This window comes from Nocardia cyriacigeorgica (genome assembly GCF_005863245.1).
In the GTDB taxonomy this organism is placed as follows: domain Bacteria; phylum Actinomycetota; class Actinomycetes; order Mycobacteriales; family Mycobacteriaceae; genus Nocardia; species Nocardia cyriacigeorgica_C.
In genome coordinates this window covers 357798-376089 of record NZ_VBUT01000004.1, presented here as the reverse complement: position 1 = coordinate 376089, position 18292 = coordinate 357798, and the positions used below count along the sequence as shown (strand labels likewise).

At 67.7% G+C, this 18292-nt stretch carries 10 protein-coding genes; all 10 read left to right on the top strand.

Annotated features, from left to right (window positions below; translation table 11 throughout):
- Positions 1 to 51 precede the first annotated feature (51 nt).
- The 10 genes from FEK34_RS11660 to FEK34_RS11615 all read left to right on the top strand — a co-directional run bounded on the left by FEK34_RS11660 (position 52) and on the right by FEK34_RS11615 (position 18253).
- On the top strand, positions 52 to 1143 hold the full coding sequence (locus tag FEK34_RS11660; protein ID WP_432760946.1) for an alpha/beta hydrolase: 1092 nt from the start codon (positions 52 to 54) through the stop codon (positions 1141 to 1143).
- Positions 1144 to 1442: 299 nt separating this feature from the next.
- Positions 1443 to 2495, top strand: a complete 1053-nt coding sequence (locus FEK34_RS11655; protein WP_138447853.1) for an alpha/beta hydrolase — start codon at positions 1443 to 1445, stop codon at positions 2493 to 2495.
- Between the two features lie 560 nt (positions 2496 to 3055).
- A complete protein-coding gene (locus FEK34_RS11650; protein WP_249359007.1) occupies positions 3056 to 4090 on the top strand; it encodes an alpha/beta hydrolase in 1035 nt (344 codons plus the stop codon).
- 228 nt (positions 4091 to 4318) lie between these two features.
- Positions 4319 to 6187 carry an alpha/beta hydrolase-fold protein gene (locus FEK34_RS11645; RefSeq protein WP_249359005.1) on the top strand — a complete coding sequence of 623 codons (1869 nt, stop codon included), beginning with the start codon at positions 4319 to 4321 and terminating at the stop codon, positions 6185 to 6187.
- Between the two features lie 266 nt (positions 6188 to 6453).
- A complete protein-coding gene (locus FEK34_RS11640; RefSeq protein WP_138447851.1) occupies positions 6454 to 6993 on the top strand; it encodes a DUF732 domain-containing protein in 540 nt (179 codons plus the stop codon).
- Complete coding sequence (locus FEK34_RS11635; RefSeq protein WP_432760945.1) at positions 6990 to 7979, top strand: cutinase family protein; 990 nt, start codon at positions 6990 to 6992, stop codon at positions 7977 to 7979. Before FEK34_RS11640 ends, FEK34_RS11635 begins: the two co-directional genes overlap by 4 nt.
- 132 nt (positions 7980 to 8111) lie before the next feature.
- Entirely contained in the window at positions 8112 to 9131 is a 1020-nt protein-coding gene (locus FEK34_RS11630) for an LLM class F420-dependent oxidoreductase (RefSeq protein WP_014348444.1), read from the top strand.
- A 194-nt stretch (positions 9132 to 9325) separates the two neighbouring features.
- Entirely contained in the window at positions 9326 to 11242 is a 1917-nt protein-coding gene (fadD32, locus tag FEK34_RS11625) for a long-chain-fatty-acid--AMP ligase FadD32 (RefSeq protein WP_138447849.1), read from the top strand.
- Positions 11243 to 11462: 220 nt separating this feature from the next.
- Entirely contained in the window at positions 11463 to 16712 is a 5250-nt protein-coding gene (pks13, locus tag FEK34_RS11620; RefSeq protein ID WP_171048154.1) for a polyketide synthase Pks13, read from the top strand.
- On the top strand, positions 16709 to 18253 hold the full coding sequence (locus FEK34_RS11615; protein WP_138447848.1) for an acyl-CoA carboxylase subunit beta: 1545 nt from the start codon (positions 16709 to 16711) through the stop codon (positions 18251 to 18253). The genes pks13 and FEK34_RS11615 overlap by 4 nt, the downstream gene beginning before the upstream one ends.
- Positions 18254 to 18292 lie beyond the last annotated feature (39 nt).

Genomic DNA, 18292 nt, shown 5'->3' with positions numbered 1-18292 from the left:
GGTGGCACCGAGGAACGCGGCGACCGCCGCATGACGAAAGGCCGAGAACACATGCGAGGCGTGATCGCGCGCAGAGCGCACGGTGGCCGACCGGGAGTCCGAAGAGCCGGTTCCTGGTTGAAGCGATCGATGCTCCTGTCGCTGGCAGTGCTGCTACCGCTCGGGGCGTCGGTGGCAGGCCCCGGCGCGACGGCGTCGGCGGCATTCAACCCAGCCGGAATCGACTTCTGGGTCGATTCGGAGATGGGGCCGATCAAGTCCCGCGTCTTCCGCGCCGCGGACGGCAACACCAACCGGGTCGTCTACGCCCTGGACGGTATGCGGGCCCGTGGCGACCTGAACGGCTGGGAGATCGAGACCGAGGTCGTCCGTGAGCTGACCAAGTGGAACATCAACGTGGTCATGCCCGTCGGTGGTCCGTCGAGTTTCTACGCCGACTGGAACGGCCCGAGCGATTTCCTCGGCCTGAACACCGGTTCGGCGGGTTCGTCGTCGGGCTCGTCGTCCGGCTCGGCCGCGACGGGTTCCTCCGGCTGGACCGAGACCCTTGGCAAGACCAACACCTACAAGTGGGAAACCTTCCTCACCAAGCACCTGCGCTGGGCGTTGCGTGACCGGCTCGGGTTCAACCCGAACAACAACGGCGTCTTCGGCCTGTCGATGGGCGGCAGCGCCGCGCTGACCCTGGCCGCCTACCACCCGGACCAGTTCAGCTTCGCCGGCTCCTACTCCGGTTACCTGAACATCTCCGCGCCCGGTATGCGTGAGGCGCTGCGTGTGGCCATGCTGAGTGCCGGTGGTTACAACATCGACGCCATGGCGCCGCCGTGGGGTCCGCAGTGGCTGCGGATGGATCCGTTCGTGTTCGCACCGCGACTCAAGGCCAACAACACCAGGCTGTGGGTCGCCGCGGGCAGTGGCCTGCCGGGCCCGGCCGACGCCACCGCGCCACTCGACATCATCCAGGGCATGCCGCTGGAGGCGCTCGCGCTGGTCAACACCAGGGCCTTCCAGGTCAGGATGATGACGCTGGGCGCGAACAACGTGACCTACAGCTTCCCGCCCGTCGGTGTGCACAACTGGCGCAACTGGGAGTCCGAGGTCTACCGGATGATCCCCGACCTGTCGGCCCACATCGGCTAGGCAACGGGTCCGATATCGCAGGCCGCCCGGCGCATCGCGCGCCGGGCGGCCGGTCTCGTTTCGGGGCACGTCCGCCCACCGCGCGGCAACGAATGTGCATACGGAAGCCCGCCGCAGTTGTGGGATGGATCACCATCCAGCAACATGGAGGCATTCATTGTCGATTGATACATCAGGAACATGCACACAGGTGGGCGCGTTTCACGATCGTCCGACGCGGTCACCCGGTGTCCGATGAGGAGGCCGGTGTCGTAGCCATACGATTGCTGACCGGCCGTTCAGGCGAAAGGTCTAGTCGAATGCGAAGTGCGCGCAGGCCCGGTAGAACGACGCGGTCCGGCTCATGGGTGAAACGTGCGGCGATAGGTGTCGCCGCGGCGATGCTCGTCCCCATGGGGGTGTCCATAGCGGGTCCGGCCGCGCCCGCCTCGGCGGCGTTCAACCCCGCCGGTTTCGATTTCTGGGTCGATTCCGGGATGGGCCCGATCAAATCGCGCGTCTTCCGCGCCAAGGACGGCAACACCAACCGGGTGGTCTACGCCCTCGACGGTCTGCGCGCCCCGGAGACGCTGAGCGGCTGGGAGATCGACACCAACGTCGCGCAACTGCTCACCGACTGGAACATCAATGTGGTGATGCCGGTCGGCGGTATGTCCAGCTTCTACGCCGACTGGAATGCGCCGAGCAGTTTCGCCGGCATCCCGCCGGGCACCGGTTCGTCGTCGGGTTCGGGCGCGCTCAACGCGCTCGCCGCGGGACCCGGTAAGAGCTACCGGTATCAGTGGGAGACCTTCCTGACCCAGAATCTGCGCTGGGCGCTGCGCGACCGGCTCGGCTTCAATCCCAATCGCAATGGCGTATTCGGTTTGTCGATGGGCGGAAGTGCCGCGCTGACGCTGGCCGCCTATCACCCGGACCAGTTCAGCTTCGCCGGCTCCTACTCGGGCTACCTCAACATTTCCGCGCCCGGTATGCGCGAGGCGATCCGGATGGCGATGCTCGACGCGGGCGGCTACAACGTCGACTCGATGGCGCCGCCGTGGGGCCCGCAGTGGCTGCGGATGGACCCGTTCGTGTTCGCGCCGCTGCTGCGTGACCACAACACCCGCCTGTGGGTCTCCGCGGGCAGCGGTCTGCCCGGCCCGGCCGACGGCCCTACCGCGGGCACCGTCAACGGCATGGCGCTCGAGGCACTGGCGCTGGCCAACACCCGCGCCTTCCAGGTCAGGATGGCGACCCTCGGCGCCAACAATGTGGTCTATTCCTTCCCGAACGTCGGTATTCACGCCTGGTCCTACTGGGCCGAGGAAGTTGCCCGGATGACGCCGGATCTGTCGGCGCATATCGGCTGACCCGCACATTCGGCAGGGCCCTGATCGGTGCACCCGTCACGGGTGTCCGGACAGGGCCCTAATTCATGCTGTCCGGCTATTTCCGGCGCATTTCTACCGCTATTCCTCGAATCGATGTGCGATGTGCGAAGGACGCGGGAAAGTTGCCGGGTCCGACGTCGCGTGGAGTTCGCTGCGGCCCGTTCATGATCACTTCATCCGGCGGAACGGAAGGTTCCACCGGCGTTGGTGATCTTGGTGCGCGCCCGTTGATTTGGGATAACGAACAAATAATGAGGTCCGTCGCGACATCAACCACGGGACACGGTAGTGTCACCGCACGATCACCGATTGTCGCGGACGGATTTTCGGCCAGGCAGATCAACCCGGGTCTTGCTAACGATTCGGGGGTCGAATATCGTCCAGCGAGCATCAGTGTGACCAGATCGTTGTAGCGCCGTCGACGGCTGTACCGGAAGGTCGGGATTCGGGTACAGGCCCCGGCGGCGTCTCGTTGACACAGAACGGGTGTCGCCCGCAGCCGCGGGTGGCTCCACAACAGCAGAAAGAGAGCAGGATTCATGCGTTTCGGCAGGGCGGCCGCCCCGAAGAGGACCACGGGACGGCGAGGCGCGCCTCGCAGTTGGCGTAACCGGATTCTGGCCGTCGGCGCTGCGGCGCTAGCGCTGCCGATCGCCGCGGGTGTGGCTGCTCCGACCGCCGCCATCGCGGCTCCGGTGCACGGCCCCGCGCTGCGGGCGCCCGCCGGTGGCTACGAGGAACTGATGGTTCCGTCCAGCATGGGTCCGATCAAGGTTCAGGTGCAGTGGGCCGCCCGTGGTGGCAACGCCGCGCTCTACCTGCTCGACGGCCTGCGCGCCCGCGACGACCGCAACGCCTGGTCGTTCGAGACCAACGCGATGCAGCAGTTCGCCAACGACAACATCACCCTGGTGATGCCGGTCGGCGGCCAGTCCAGCTTCTACGCCGACTGGTACGCGCCGTCCAACACCAACGGTCAGAAGACCACCTACAAGTGGGAGACCTTCCTGACCAAGGAGCTGCCGACCTTCCTCGAGGGCTACGGCGTCTCCCGCACCAACAATGTGGTCGCAGGCCTGTCCATGGGCGGTAGCGCCGCCCTGGCCCTCGCCGCCTACCACCGCGATCAGTTCAAGGCCGCCGCGTCCTACTCCGGCTACCTGAACATCTCCGCGCCCGGTATGCGTGAGGCCATCCGCATCGCGATGCTGGACGCCGGCCGCTACAACGTCGACTCGATGGCCGCGCCGTGGAGCCCGGCCTGGCTGCGGATGGACCCGTTCGTGTTCGCGCCGCAGCTGAAGGGTCTGCCGATGTACATCTCGGCGGCCAGCGGCCTGCCCGGCCCGCACGATCACCCGAACTCGGCGATCGGCGTGTTCAACACCGGTAACGCGATGGCCCTCGAGGCGCTGTCGCTGGTGAACACCCGCGCCTTCCAGGCCCGCCTGAGCACCCTCGGCATCCAGGCGCACTTCGACTTCCCGGCTGCCGGTACGCACAGCTGGAAGTACTGGGAGGGCCAGCTGTTCGCCTCCCGCAAGATGTTCCTGGACGCCACCGGCGGCTGGTGATCATCGGTCGCTGACGCGCTCGACGGCGCCGCTCGTTTCCTCGGAAGCGGGCGGCGCCGTTTGCTGTGTGGTGACCCGTGTTCGGTTGTGCGGTAAGCGAATACGGCTCCAACGGCAGTCCGGCCGGAGCCGGCGACCGGTAACCGGCGCCGAACCAAATGGTTTGCTATGGGCGCGTCATCCACGGAACCGCGGCCCGACCGGGGTACAAACATCCCTGTGGTAGGTATGTCGCGCGGTAGGCAGGGTGGCGGCGCACGGTTGCGCCGGCAGCCGCGCACGCTCCTGCCCGCGCTCGCCACGGGGCTCGTGCTGCCCTTCGCGGCGGGTCTCGGCGTGGTGCATGCGCCCGCCGCCGACGCCCAGCCCGCGGTCACCGCCGCAGCGCCGGCCTCGATACGCAATGTCATCTGGCACACCGACCGGCATGTCGAGCTGTGGGTGAACTCGCCCGCCATGGGCGCACCCATCCAGGTCCGGTTGCTACTGGCCAGGGATTGGAACACCCGCCCCGACGCGAAGTTCCCGGTGCTGTACATGCTCGACGGCCTGCGCGCCACCGAGGAGGTCAGCGGCTGGATCAAGGATGCGGGCGCGGTCGATTTCTTCGCCGACAAGAACGTCACCGTTGTGCTGCCGGTGGGCGGGCAGTCCAGCTTCTACTCCGACTGGCTCGAGCCCAACAACGGCAAGAACTACAAGTGGGAGACCTTCCTGACCAAGGAACTTCCGCCGCTGCTGGAGGGCCAGTGGCGGGCCACGAATGTGCGTGGCATGGAAGGGCTGTCGATGGGCGGCACCGCCGCCATGTTCCTGGCCGCCCGCAACAAGGATTTCGTCAAGTACGCCGCCTCCTATTCCGGCTTCCTGACCACGACGACGCTCGGTATGCCGCAGGCGATCCAGTTCGCCATGCGCGATGCCGGCGGGTTCGATTCCACCGCGATGTGGGGCCCGCCGACCAGCCCGCTGTGGGAGGAGCACGACCCGTATGTGCTGGCCGAGAAGCTGAAGGGGATCAGCCTCTACGTCTCCAGCGGTTCCGGTGCGACCGGCCCGCACGACGCCCCGAGCGGTGTGATCCCGGGGGTGAGCACCAATCTGGCCGGTATGGGCCTGGAGATCCTGTCCCGGATGACGTCGCAGAATTTCGTCACCAAGCTCGGCGATCTGAGCATCCCGGTGCAGGTGAACTACCGTGCCTCCGGCACACATTCGTGGCCGTACTGGGATTTCGAGATGCGCCAGTCCTGGCCGCAGGCCGCCGCCGCGCTCGGCGTGGAAGCCGATAAGCCCGCCTGCGAGGTGGGCGGGGCGATCGGCCCGGTGGTCGCCGCCAACGGCTGGCTCGGCGACTGCTTGACCGGCGAGTACCCGGTGAACGGCGGTGTGGCCCAGGACTTCCGGCACGGCCGGGTGTTCTTCTCGAAAGACGGTGGCGCACATCCGGTCGCGGGCATGATCGGCGGCGGCTATCAGGCGGCCGCGGGACCGGCCGGTGCGCTGGGCCTGCCGACCGGCCCGGAACGCGGATTGCCCGACGGGCGCGGCAGATTGCAGACGTTCCAGCATGGTTCGCTGTACTGGACTCCGCAGACCGGCGCACAGGTGGTGCGTGGCGCGATCCTGGAGGAGTGGGGCAGGCAGGGCTTCGAGGGTGGGCCCGCAGGCTACCCGACTGGGCCGGAGATCAAGACCCCCAATCGTGACGGCGCGGTGCAGGGATTCGAGGGCGGGCCGATGTATTTCAGCCCGGCCACCGGTGTGCACCGGGTCGAGGGCCTGATCCTCGGCAAGTACGCCGAGATGGGTTTCGAGAACAGCTGGCTCGGCTTCCCGGCCTCGCCGGAGCAGCCGCTGAAGGACCTCGGCCGCTACAGCCGCTTCGAGGGCGGCAGCATCTATTGGAGCCCGCTGTCGGGCGCCTGGGCGGTGCGCAACGGACCGATCATGGACGCCTGGCGCGACGCGGGCTACGAGAACGGCCGCCTCGGCTTCCCGATCAGCGACGAGTTCGCCATTCCCGGCGGCGTTCAGCAGAACTTCCAGACCGGCTTCATCACCATCCGCGACGGCAAGGCGCAAGTGCACCCCTGAGCTCCGGCCAGGTCGGCACCGGTCGGGGGAGTCCGGGCGCGGTTGCCTCGATGACTGTGTCATGTGCCACACTTCCAAGCCGAGCGGCCGTATCCCTGACTGGGTATTACCCTCGGTGTTCGCCCCCGGAAAACCTGAGAGGTTTGCGGCCCGTCTCGTGTTTCCGCGGTCGTTGCGCACGCCGAAGGCAAGCAGCGGCCGCGGAAACACGAGACATCCGGGGCCGCAAACCCCGCCGCGCCAGCGGCCAAAGACAAAGGACTTTCATGTATCGGACCCGTGGCAAGGTAGTCGGCGTTGCGGTGGCCATCGCCGCATCCGGGTTGCTCGCCGCTTGCGGCGACAACGATTCGACGGCGTCGAGCACGCCGACGCTGACCCCCTCCACGTCGGCGGCGACGTCGGCGCCCGGATCCGCATCCGCCGCCCCTGAGCCCGAAGGTGAATCGGTTCCGCCCGCCGAGCCCACCGCCGACGCCACCCCGGCGCCCGCGCCGCAGGAACGTCCGGCGCCGGTGCCCGCCGAGGACCTGCCGCCCGCCGAGACCGGTGACCTCGGCGACAAGGAGAAGAAGTTCCTCGCCGAGTTGAACAAGCAGGGCGTCAACCCGTCGAACCCGCAGGACGCGATCACCATCGGTAACTACATCTGCGGCGCGGTGGCCGCGGGTCAGCCCGACGATCAGATCGCGATCTACGCCAACGCCATGGCCGGCGCCGACCCGGCGTTCGATCCGTCCAAGATGCCCGTCGAGCAGGCAGGCAAGATCTACATCGACGTCGCGAAGCAGACGTACTGTCAGTGAGCGCGCGTCGCGGTTCGAGATCCCGCCGGTCCAGGCCGGTGGGCTGCCTGGTGCTGCTCGCACTCGCGGTGCTGGTGGTCATCGTGGTGGTGCTGGCCTGGTATCTGCTCGCCGGGCGGTTACGGGAACCGGAACCGGGTCCCAAGCCACCCGAGGAGCGGCCGACCAGCCAGCCCGCGAGCTGCCCGGACGTGCAGATGATCGCGGTGCCGGGCACCTGGGAGTCGGCCAGCAACGACGATCCGCACAATCCCACCGCCAACCCGGCCTCGCTGATGTTGAACGTCACCAGGCCGTTGCGCGAACAGTTCCCGGCCGAGCGGCTCGATATCTTCACCGTGCCGTATGTCGCGCAGTTCTCGAACCCGATCGCGTTCCCGCCGGACGGTCAACAGTCCTACAACAACAGCCGTTCCGAAGGCACCAGCAAGATGGTGGACGCGCTCACCGACCGCCACGCCGAATGCCCGCTGACCTCCTATGTGTTCGCCGGTTTCTCGCAGGGCGCGGTGATCGCCGGTGATATCGCGGCCCAGGTCGGCGCGGGTAACGGCCCGATTCCCGCAGATCTGCTGCTCGGTGTCACCCTGATCGCCGACGGCCGCCGCACCGGGGACACCGGTCCCGGCAATGCGATTCCGGTCGGTCCGGTCCCGCCGGGTGTGGGCGCCGAGGTGGCGCTGGCCGGGCTCAACGTCCCGGGCATCACCATGACGGGGCCGCGGCCGGGCGGGTTCGGATCGGTCGCCGATCGCACCTACACGATCTGCGCGCCGAGCGACCTGATCTGTGATGCTCCGCGGGACGCGCTGCGCCCGACGAACATCGTCGGCAGCCTCACCACCCTGATCGGTGCGGTGGGCAATCCGGTGCACGCGCTCTACAACGGTTTTGTGGTCGATCCCAATGGCGCCACCGCCACCCAGTGGACCGCCACCTGGGCAAGTGGCCTGATCGAGGCGGCTCCGCGGCCCCCGCATTCGTGAGGTCGGCAGAACTTCGGACGCCGCGGTCCGATGCCAACGTCACGCTGTAAAGTGCGCTGATGATCGCGAGCCCGCCCCGTTCCAGGCGGCGGGTGCGCGCAGGCAATTTCCGATAGCCAGGAGCATGAGTTCATGACTGAAGCCGCCGCACCGGCTGGTGAGTTGAGCGCGCTGGGTTCGCCACTGCGTCCGTTCCGCTTCGCGGCTGCGGGTGAGGGAAACAAGCAAGAGGGCGGTGCCCGGAAGTTCATTCAGACCGCACAGCAGGCCGAGGAGTACGGCTTCGACACCTTCGTCGTTCCCGATCACCTCGGTGACCAGATCGGCCCGATCGCCGCGCTGGGCGCGCTGACCCAGGCCACCGAGCGGATCCGCCTCGGCACCTCGGTGCTGGCGAACGGTTTCCGCAACCCGGTGGTGCTGGCCAAGGATCTGGCCACCATCGACGTGCTGTCCAAGGGCAGGCTCGAGGTGGGGCTCGGCGCGGGCTGGAAGCAGGACGAGTTCCTCGCCGCCGGGCTCGAATACGATTCGCCCGGTATCCGCCTGGCCAAGCTGGACGAGGCGCTGACCATCCTCGACGTGCTGCTGCGCGGTCAGGAATGCACCTTCCAGGGCAAGTACTACCAGGTCAACGGCATCAAGGGGACTCCGCGTCCGCGGCAGGGCCCGCGTCCGCCGCTGTGCACCGGCGGTGGCGGCCCGAAGATGCTGCGCCTGGCCGCCAAGCACGCCGACATCATCTCCGTCGTTCCGGTCACCACCAAGAACGGCAAGGGTCTGCTCTCCGGTATCACCATGGAGAAGACCATCGAGAAGGTGAACCTGATCAAGGAAGCCGCCGGTGAGCGCTTCGATCAGATCGAGCTGAACTGGGCGATCACCGCGATCGTCATCACCGACGACCGCGAGAAGACCGCGGAGATGGCGCTGTCGGCGATCGACCGCGGCCTGCACCCCGATCTCGAGGTCGACGTGAAGCTCACGGTCGAGGAGATCCTGAACTCGCCCTACGTGGCCATCGGTTCGTTCGAGGAAATCGCCGAACAGATCCGCCGGGTGCGCCAACTCACAGGGATGTCGTACGTGGGCGTGTTCCCCACCCAGATGGACGCGTTCGCCCCCGTGATTCCCTTGCTGCGGGACGAGTGAGTGGCTCTTCTCTGTAACATGTCTCTGGTTTGAGAACATCTAGCCGATAGGCGGTCACCGCGCAGACCGCAACAAAAATCTGCAGGGCCGGCTCGGTTGATACCCGGGCTCCCGCGGGCGAAAGCGAGTCGGGGCCTCACAGGTAACAGCGGCGAATGTCGTCGTCTGGCTGCGTGTGCCTCGGAGGAGAAGGAATGGACGAGACTTTCGACGATTACCTGGACGAAAACGGGAACATCACAATTCCCGAAGATCGCACCCTGGTCGATCACGTCGAGAAGCACACACGCAATGACGCGAACACGCTCGCGTACCGCTACATCGATTACTCGCGCGAGCGAGACGGTGAGGTGCACGAGCTGACGTGGCAGCAATTCGGGGTGCGCCTGCGCGCGGTGGCCGCCCGACTGCAGCAGGTGACCAACCCGGGCGACCGGGTCGCGATCCTCGCACCGCAGGGCCTGGACTACGTGGTTTCCTTCTTCGCCGCCATTTACGCCGGCACCATCTCGGTGCCGCTGTTCGATCCAGACGAGCCCGGCCACACCGACCGCCTGCACGCGGTGCTCGGTGACTGCGAACCGTCGGCCATCCTCACCGCGAGCTCCTCCGCGGCCGGGGTGCGTCAGTTCTTCCGCTCGCTGCCCGCCGCTCAGCGCCCGCGCATCATCGCCGTCGACGCCATTCCCGACAGCGTCGGGGAGAGCTGGGTCCGCCCGGATATCGCGGTCGACGACATCGCCTACCTGCAGTACACCTCGGGTTCGACCCGGGTCCCGGCCGGTGTGGAGATCACCCACCGCGCCGTCGGCACCAACCTGCTGCAGATGGTCGACGCCATCAATCTGGACTGGAATTCCCGCGGCGTCACCTGGCTGCCGCTGTTCCACGACATGGGCCTGCTGACGGTGATCCTGCCCGCGGTCGGCGGCAAATACATCACCATCATGTCGCCGAGCGCGTTCGTGCGCCGCCCGTACCGCTGGATCAAGGAACTGGCCGCGGTCTCCGACGGTGCCGGTACCTTCGCGGCCGCGCCGAACTTCGCCTTCGAGCACGCCGCCGCCCGCGGCCTGCCCAAGAACGGCGAATCCCTTGACCTGTCGAACGTGATCGGCCTGATCAACGGCAGTGAGCCGGTCACCACCTCGTCGATGAAGAAGTTCAACGAGGCGTTCGCGCCGTACGGTCTGCCCAAGACCGCGATCAAGCCCTGCTACGGCATGGCGGAGGCGACGCTGTTCGTCTCCGCGACCAAGGCCGAGGACGAGGCCAAGGTCACCTACGTCGACCGCGACGAGCTCAACGCCGGCCGCATGGTCAAGGTCGATCCGAGCGCCCCCAACGCCATCGCGCAGGTGTCCTGCGGTTATGTGGCGCTGTCGCAGTGGGCCGTGATCGTGGACCCGGAGACCGTCGAATCCGACGGCGGCGGCCACGAACTGCCCGACGGCCGGGTCGGCGAGATCTGGCTGCACGGCAACAACATGGGCATCGGTTACTGGGGCCGCCCGGACGAGACCGCGGCGACGTTCCACAACAAGCTCACCCAGCGTCAGGAATCGGGTAGCCACGCCGAGGGCGCCCCGGTCGACGGCAACTGGATGCGCACCGGCGACTACGGCGTCTACTTCGACGGCGAGCTCTACATCACCGGCCGCGTCAAGGACCTGGTCATCGTCGACGGACGCAACCACTACCCGCAGGACCTCGAATACTCCGCGCAGGAGGCGAGCAAGGCGCTGCGCCCCGGCTTCATCGCCGCGTTCTCGGTGCCCGCCAATCAGCTGCCTGCCGTGGTCTTCGAACAGGGCAGCCATTCCGGGCTGAAGTTCGACGCCGACGACGCCTCCGAACAGCTCGTCATCGTCGCCGAGCGTGGTCCGGGTGCGGGCAAGGCCGATCCGCAGCCGATCGCCGACGCGGTGCGCGCGGCCATCTCGCAGCGGCACGGCGTCACCGTGCGCGATGTGCTGCTGGTGCCGGCGGGTTCCATTCCGCGCACGTCCAGCGGCAAGATCGCGCGCCGGGCCTGCAAGGCCGAGTACATCGGCGGCACCTTGCGGGGCGGCTACACCCAGCAAGCCTTCCCGGACGCCCCGGAGGAGTGAGTTTCCCGGCCCGTCGCGGTGCATGCCGCGGCGGGCCGAATGCCCTGTCCGCTTTTTCGGTTGGCACGCTGAAACAGTGGCCGGGTCGTCGACCGATATGGCTGTTCGAGAGACTTCGTGTTCGACCAACCGATGCCCGCCGGCTGGGCGTCGCTAAGAGATGGGCGACGGTGCCCATTCGCCGCCGCGCCCAGCGCGCTTACAGGTAGCTTGAGGATTGATGGCTGAGAACGAGGGCATGGCTCCCGAGACGACCGACAACCACCACGTCGATCCCGGCGCGGAGGCCGATTCGGCTGCCACCGCCGCGGCCCCGGCCAACCCGGACATCTCCGTCGCCGAACTGCGGGAATGGCTGCGCAAGTGGGTCGCCGACGCGACCGGCCAGCCGCTCGAGCAGATCACCGTCGACCGTCCGATGGAGGAATTCGGGCTGGCCTCGCGCGATGCGATGGCCCTCGGTGGCGACATCGAGGAGCTCACCGGCGTGGTGCTGAACGCGACGGTGGTCTACCAGCATCCGACCATCGCTTCGCTGGCCGACGTCATCGTCAACGGTGAGCCGGAGCTGCCCGCCGAGGATTCCGACGAGCTGTCCTACACCGCCGGTTACGCACCGGGCGAGGCGCACGACATCGCGATCGTCGGCCTGTCCACCCGGCTGCCGGGTGCGGGCGACACCCCGGAATCCACCTGGGAATTCCTGATGAACCGCGGCGACGCGATCCGGGAACTGCCCGAGGGCCGCTGGTCGGAGTTCCTCAGTGAACCGGCGGTGGCCAAGGCCGTCGCCGAGGGCAACACCCTGGGCGGCTACCTGGACCAGGACGTCGTCAAGGGCTTCGACGCCGAGTTCTTCGCCATGTCGCCGGTCGAGGTGGAGCGCGTCGATCCGCAGCAGCGGTTGATGATGGAGCTCACCTGGGAGGCGCTCGAGCACGCCAGGATTCCGGCGAGCGAGCTCAAGGGCGCACCGGTCGGCCTGTTCATCGGCTCCTCGACCAGTGATTTCCAGATGATCGCCGCGCTCGGTCTCGCCGATCCGGATCCGACCCTGCCCGCCTCCGCCGAGGCGTACGCGATCATGGGCAGCTCCAACGGCATCATCGCCAACCGCGTCTCCTACTTCTACGATTTCCGCGGCCCGTCGGTCACCGTCGACACCGCGTGCTCGTCCACGCTGGTCGCGCTGCATCAGGCGGTGCGTGCGCTGCGCGACGGCGAGGCCGATCTGGCGCTGGCCGGCGGTGTGAACATGCTGCTCATGCCGATGACCACGCTCGGTTTCGCGCCTGGTGTCGCCAAGGACGGTCACATCAAGGCGTTCTCCGCCGACGCCGACGGCATGGTGCGGTCCGAGGGCGCGGGCCTGGTCGTGCTCAAGCGGCTGGTCGACGCCGAACGCGACGGCGACCACATCTACGCGGTGGTCAAGGGTTCGGCGGTCAACAACGACGGCCGCTCCAACGGCCTGCTCGCCCCGAACCCCGACGCCCAGGCCGACGTGCTGCGCCGCGCCTACCGTGACGCGGGCATCAAGCCCTCCACCGTCGACTACATCGAGGCGCACGGCACCGGCACCCCGCTGGGCGATCCGATCGAGGCCGACGCGCTCGGCCGGGTGGTCGGCCGGGGCCGCGACGCCGACAAGCCCGTGCTGCTCGGTTCGGTCAAGACCAATTTCGGTCACCTGGAGTCCGGTGCGGGTGTGCCCGCGCTGGCCAAGGTGGTCATGGCGTTCCAGCACAATGTGCTGCCGCCCAATATCAACTATTCGGCCCCGAGCCCGTTCATCCCGTTCGAGCAGGCGCGGTTGAAGGTGGTCGACGAGCCGACCGAATTCCCGCGCTACAGCGGTGTCGCGACCGCGGGTATCTCCGGTTTCGGTTTCGGCGGCACCAACGCGCATGTGGTGTTGCAGGAGTACGTGCCGAAGAAGGCGGCGACCGAAGTCGCCGAGGGCACGGACACCGATGCCGAGACCACCGATGTGGTGGCCGAGGCCGAGAACATCGTCGCCGAAGCCGAAGTCGTTGCGGCGGAGCCGGAATGGTCGGCCGACCGCGCCGAACCGCTGCCGGTGATCCTTCCGGTGTCGGGCTACCTGCCCTCGCGCCGCAAGCGTGCCGCCGCCGAACTGGCCGACTGGCTGGAGGGGCCGGGCAAGGACGTTCCGCTCGCCGACGTCGCCCGTTCGCTGGCCAAGCGCAGCCATTGGCGCTCGCGCGGTGTGGTGCTGGCCAAGAACCACGAGGAGGCCGTCGCCGGTCTGCGCGCCATCGCGGCGGGTAAGCCGGGCACCGGTGTGTTCACCGCCGACGCTCCCGCGATCAAGGGCCCGATGTGGGTGTTCGCCGGTTTCGGCGCCCAGCACCGCAAGATGGGTAAGCAGCTCTACCAGGAGAATTCGATCTTCCGGCGCACCGTCGACGAGGTCGACGAGCTGGTGCAGGACGAGGCCGGCTACTCCATCCGCGAGATGATCCTCGACGACGCGCAGGACTACAACGTCGGCACCTCGCAGGTCGGTATCTTCACCATCCAGCTCGGCCTTGCCGCGCTGCTGCGCGCGCACGGCGCCGAACCCGCCGCCGTCGTCGGCCACTCCATGGGTGAGGTCGCCGGCGCCTACATCTCCGGCGGTCTGCCGCTGGAGGACGCGGTGCGCGTGATCTGCGCCCGCTCGCGCCTGATGGGCGAGGGCGAGCAGATGATCAGCGACGACGATGTGCGCAATATGGCGCTGGTCGAGCTGAGCGCCGATGACGTCGCCGAGCTGCTCACCGAGTTCCCCGACGTCGAGGTGGCCGTCTATGCCGCGCCGACCAATACCGTCATCGGTGGTCCGCAGGCACAGGTCGCCCAGATCGTGGCGCGGGTGGAGGAGTCCGGCAAGTTCGCCCGGGTGCTGCAGACCCGCGGCGCGGGCCACACCTCGCAGATGGATCCGCTGCTGGGCGAGCTGGCCGCTGAGCTGGCCGGGATCGAGCCGACGAAGATGAAGGTCGGCCTGTACTCGACCGTCGACAAGGAGCAGTTCTACGCTCCCGGCCACGACCCGGTCCACACCGAGGACTACTGGGTCAAGAACATGCGCCACAGCGTGTACTTCACCAATGCGGTGAAGCTCGCCGTGGACTCCGGCCACACCACCTTCCTCGAGCTGGCCCCGAACTCGGTGGCGCTGATGCAGGTGCTCGGCACCACCTTCGCCGCCGGACTGCACGACGCCCAGCTGATCCCGACGCTCAAACGCAAGGAAGACGAATCCGCGGGCGTCATCTCGGCGCTGGCGCAGCTGTACGTGCACGGCCACGCCGTCGATCTGCCCTCGCTGCTGCCCGTGGGTGAATACGCCGACATCCCGCGCACCGCGTTCGTGCGCAAGGAGTACTGGCCCAAGGCCACCATGTCCACCGGCGGCAGTGGCCGCGTGCCCGGCTCGCATGTCGCGCTGCCCGACGGCAGGCATGTGTGGGAGGTGCAGGCAGGTGCCGTCACCGACCTGGCCGCCCTGGTGCAGGCCTCGGCCGCGCAGGTGCTCAGCGATGTGTCGCTCGGCGCCACCATCGCGCACAGCGCACCGCCGGCCTCCGGCACGCTGACCACCACCCTGACTCCGCATCCGGGCGGTGCGTCGGTGCAGGTGCACGCGCGTGAGGGCGCCGGGTTCCGTTTGCTGTTCGACGCCGTCGTCACCTCGGGTGCCGCGCTGCCCGAACCCGCTGCGGCTCCGGCTGTTGCGGCCGCGCCGGTGGAAGCCGCCGCGAGCACCGACCTCGAGGTCACCGAATCCTTCGGCGACCGGTGGGATCCCAACGGTTCGCAGACCGTCGAGGAGCGGCTGGCGCTGATCGTCGCCGAGTCGATGGGTTACGCGGTCGAGGATCTGCCGATGGAGATCCCGCTGATGGAACTCGGCCTCGACTCGCTGATGGCCATGCGCATCAAGAACCGCGTCGAATACGAATTCGATATCCCGCAGTTGCAGATCCAGGCCGTGCGCGACGCCAGCCTGCACGAGGTCGGCAAGGTGCTGCGCTACGCCATCGAGCACCGCGATGAGGTGCAGGCGATCGCCGAGCGCCAGGCCGCGGGCGAAGACGTCACCGTGGATGAGGGTTTCGTCGCCGCCGCGCGTGCCGCGCTGGAGGCGGGCGAGGACCCGGCCGCGGTGGTGAAGGCTGCTGCTGGAGAGCCGAAGGCTGCTGCCGGTGAGTCGGCGAAGACCGACGCCGAGGACACCACGGTCGAGGCCGAGGCGGAAAAGATTGTGGCCGAGGCGGAGTCGGCGGCGAAGGGTACGCCCACTGCGGCTCCCTCGGTCGCGCCTGCCGAAGCTGCATCCATCTTCGCTGGCCAGCAAGAGGATTCAGGTTCCGAAGAAAACGTTCCGCCGCGCGATGCCGCCGAGCGCCTCACCTACGCCAGCTGGGCGGTAGTGACAGGGAAGTCGCCCGGCGGCATCTTCAATCCCCTGCCAATTCTGGAGGAGGAGGTCGCGGAGAAGCTAGCGGCCCGGCTCACCGAGCGGGTGGGTGCCGAGGTCACTGTCGACGATGTGCTCGACTCCGAGACCATCGAGGAGCTTGCCGAGATTGTCCGCAACCTGCAGGACGCAGCTGCCGAGTTGGACGGTTTCATTCGTCCGCTTCGGCCGCGGCCCGATGGTTCGACCGCCGTGCCGGTGTTCGTCTTCCACCCAGCCGGCGGTAACACCCTGGTTTACGAGCCGTTGCTCAAGCGCCTGCCGGCCGATACCCCCGTATACGGATTCGAACGGGTCGAAGGCTCGATCGAAGAGCGGGCCGCGCAGTACGCGCCGGAGCTGCGCCGGATCCAGGGCGACGGGCCGTTCATTCTGTACGGCTGGTCGCTAGGTGCGGTGCTGGCACTACAGACCGCGCAGCTGCTGCGGGCTGAAGGCGCCGATGTTGCCCTCGTCGGTCTGATCGACCTCGCGATGACGGTCGAGGACGAGGACAACAGTCCCGAGGGGCGGGTCCAGCGGCTCGAACGCTTCCAGGCCTTCGCCAAGAAGACCTACAACGTTCCGGCCGAGCTGGACCGTGAGCAGCTGGAGACCCTCGCCGCCGCCGACGACGCGGAGCAGTACCGGATGGTTACCGATCTCATCAAGTTCAGCGGTGCGAAGATCCCGGGCGGCGTGCTCGAACATCAGCGGACCTCCTGGCTGGAAAACCGTGCGCTACAGCAGGTCACGCCGCAGAAGTACGACGGTGAGGTCGTGCTCTACCTGGCCGACCGTTACCACGATGGTGCGATCGAGCTCGAACCGCGCTTCGCCGAACGTCGGCCGAACGGCGGCTGGGACGAGTACATCGACAATCTGGATATTGTCCACATCCCCGGCGACCACTTGCAGATCATCGACGAGCCGCGCATCGGCAAGATCGGCGCGGACCTGTCCGCGAAGCTCGCGGAAATCGAGGCGAAAGGGGCCAAGTGAGCACTACTGCCGAGAAACTCGCGGACCTGCGCAAGCGCCTCGAGCTGGCGCAGGAACCGGCGGGGGAAGCGGGGGTCGCCAAGCGGGCGAAGAAGGGGATCCCCAGCGCTCGCGACCGGATCAATATGCTGCTCGATCCGGGCACCTTCGTGGAAGTCGGTGCGCTGGTGCGTAAACCGGGCGATCCGGAGGCGCTGTACGGCGACGGTGTGGTCACCGGGCACGGACTGGTCGACGGACGTCCGGTCGCGGTGTTCTCCCACGACCAGACCGTCTACGGCGGCTCGGTCGGTGAGATGTTCGGCCGCAAGGTCGCCGGGATCATGGAGTACGCCCACAAGGTCGGCTGCCCGGTGGTCGGGATCAACGACTCCGGCGGCGCGCGGGTGCAGGAGGCGGTGACCTCGCTGGCCTGGTACGCCGAACTCGGCCGCCGCCAGGAACCGCTGTCGGGTCTGGTGCCGCAGATCTCCATGATCCTCGGCAAATGCGCCGGTGGCGCGGTGTACGCCCCGATCAACACCGACGTAGTGGTGGCGACCCAAGAGGCGTACATGTTCGTCACCGGGCCCAAGGTGATCCGCGAGGTCACCGGCGAGGACGTCAGCCTCGAGGAGCTCGGCGGCGCCAACAGCCAAGCGCAGTACGGCAATATCCACCACGTCGCCGAGGACGAGCAGGCGGCGTTCCAGTGGGTGCGCGACTATCTCGGCTATCTGCCCACCTCCTGCCAGGAGCAGCCGCCGATCGTCAATCCCGGCCTGGAACCGGAGATCACCGAGACCGACCTGGAATTGAACGGCATCGTCCCCGATTCCGACAACGCCGGCTACGACATGCACGAGATCCTGCTGCGGATCTTCGACGACGGCGAATTCCACGAGATCGGCGCCATCGCCGGACGCAATATCATCACCGGCTTCGCCCGGGTCGACGGCCGCAGCGTCGGCGTGGTGGCCAACCAGCCGATGGTGTACGCGGGCGCGCTGGACGCGCGGGCCTCGGACAAGGCCGCGAACTTCGTGCGCATGTGCGATGCGTTCGAGATCCCGCTGGTGTTCGTGGTGGACACACCGGGCTTCCTGCCGGGTGTGGAGCAGGAGAAGATCGGCGTCATCAAACGCGGTGGCCGGTTCCTGTTCTCCTTCGTGGAGGCGACCGTGCCCAAGGTGACCGTGGTGATCCGCAAGTCCTACGGCGGCGGGTACGCGGTGATGGGTTCCAAGCAGCTCGGCGCCGACGTCAACCTGGCGTGGCCGACCGCGCGCATCGCGGTGATGGGCGCCGAGAGCGCCGTCAGTCTGATCGGCGGCAAGCAGATCGCGGCGGCGCCGGAGGATCAGCGTCCGGCGATCCGGCAGCAGATGATCGACTTCTACAACGCCACCGTCGCCACGCCGTGGGTGGCGGCCGAACGCGGCTACATCGACGCCGTCATCGAGCCGTCGGCCACCCGGCTGGAACTGCGCAAGGCGTTGCAGCTGCTACGCGACAAGACCATCCTGCGCAGCCCGCGCAAGCACCACCTGCTGCCGCTGTAGCAGCGCCATGGACAGCGATCGGGCCGCATCCGGCTGGGA

Bases quoted from the DNA above. Each gene is read 5' to 3' on its own strand.
- FEK34_RS11660 (WP_432760946.1), top strand. From the start codon at position 52: ATGCGAGGCGTGATCGCGCGCAGAGCGCACGGTGGCCGACCGGGAGTC.
- FEK34_RS11655 (WP_138447853.1), top strand. From the start codon at position 1,443: ATGCGAAGTGCGCGCAGGCCCGGTAGAACGACGCGGTCCGGCTCATGG.
- FEK34_RS11650 (WP_249359007.1), top strand. From the start codon at position 3,056: ATGCGTTTCGGCAGGGCGGCCGCCCCGAAGAGGACCACGGGACGGCGA.
- FEK34_RS11645 (WP_249359005.1), top strand. From the start codon at position 4,319: ATGTCGCGCGGTAGGCAGGGTGGCGGCGCACGGTTGCGCCGGCAGCCG.
- FEK34_RS11640 (WP_138447851.1), top strand. From the start codon at position 6,454: ATGTATCGGACCCGTGGCAAGGTAGTCGGCGTTGCGGTGGCCATCGCC.
- FEK34_RS11630 (WP_014348444.1), top strand. From the start codon at position 8,112: ATGACTGAAGCCGCCGCACCGGCTGGTGAGTTGAGCGCGCTGGGTTCG.
- fadD32 (WP_138447849.1), top strand. From the start codon at position 9,326: ATGGACGAGACTTTCGACGATTACCTGGACGAAAACGGGAACATCACA.
- pks13 (WP_171048154.1), top strand. From the start codon at position 11,463: ATGGCTGAGAACGAGGGCATGGCTCCCGAGACGACCGACAACCACCAC.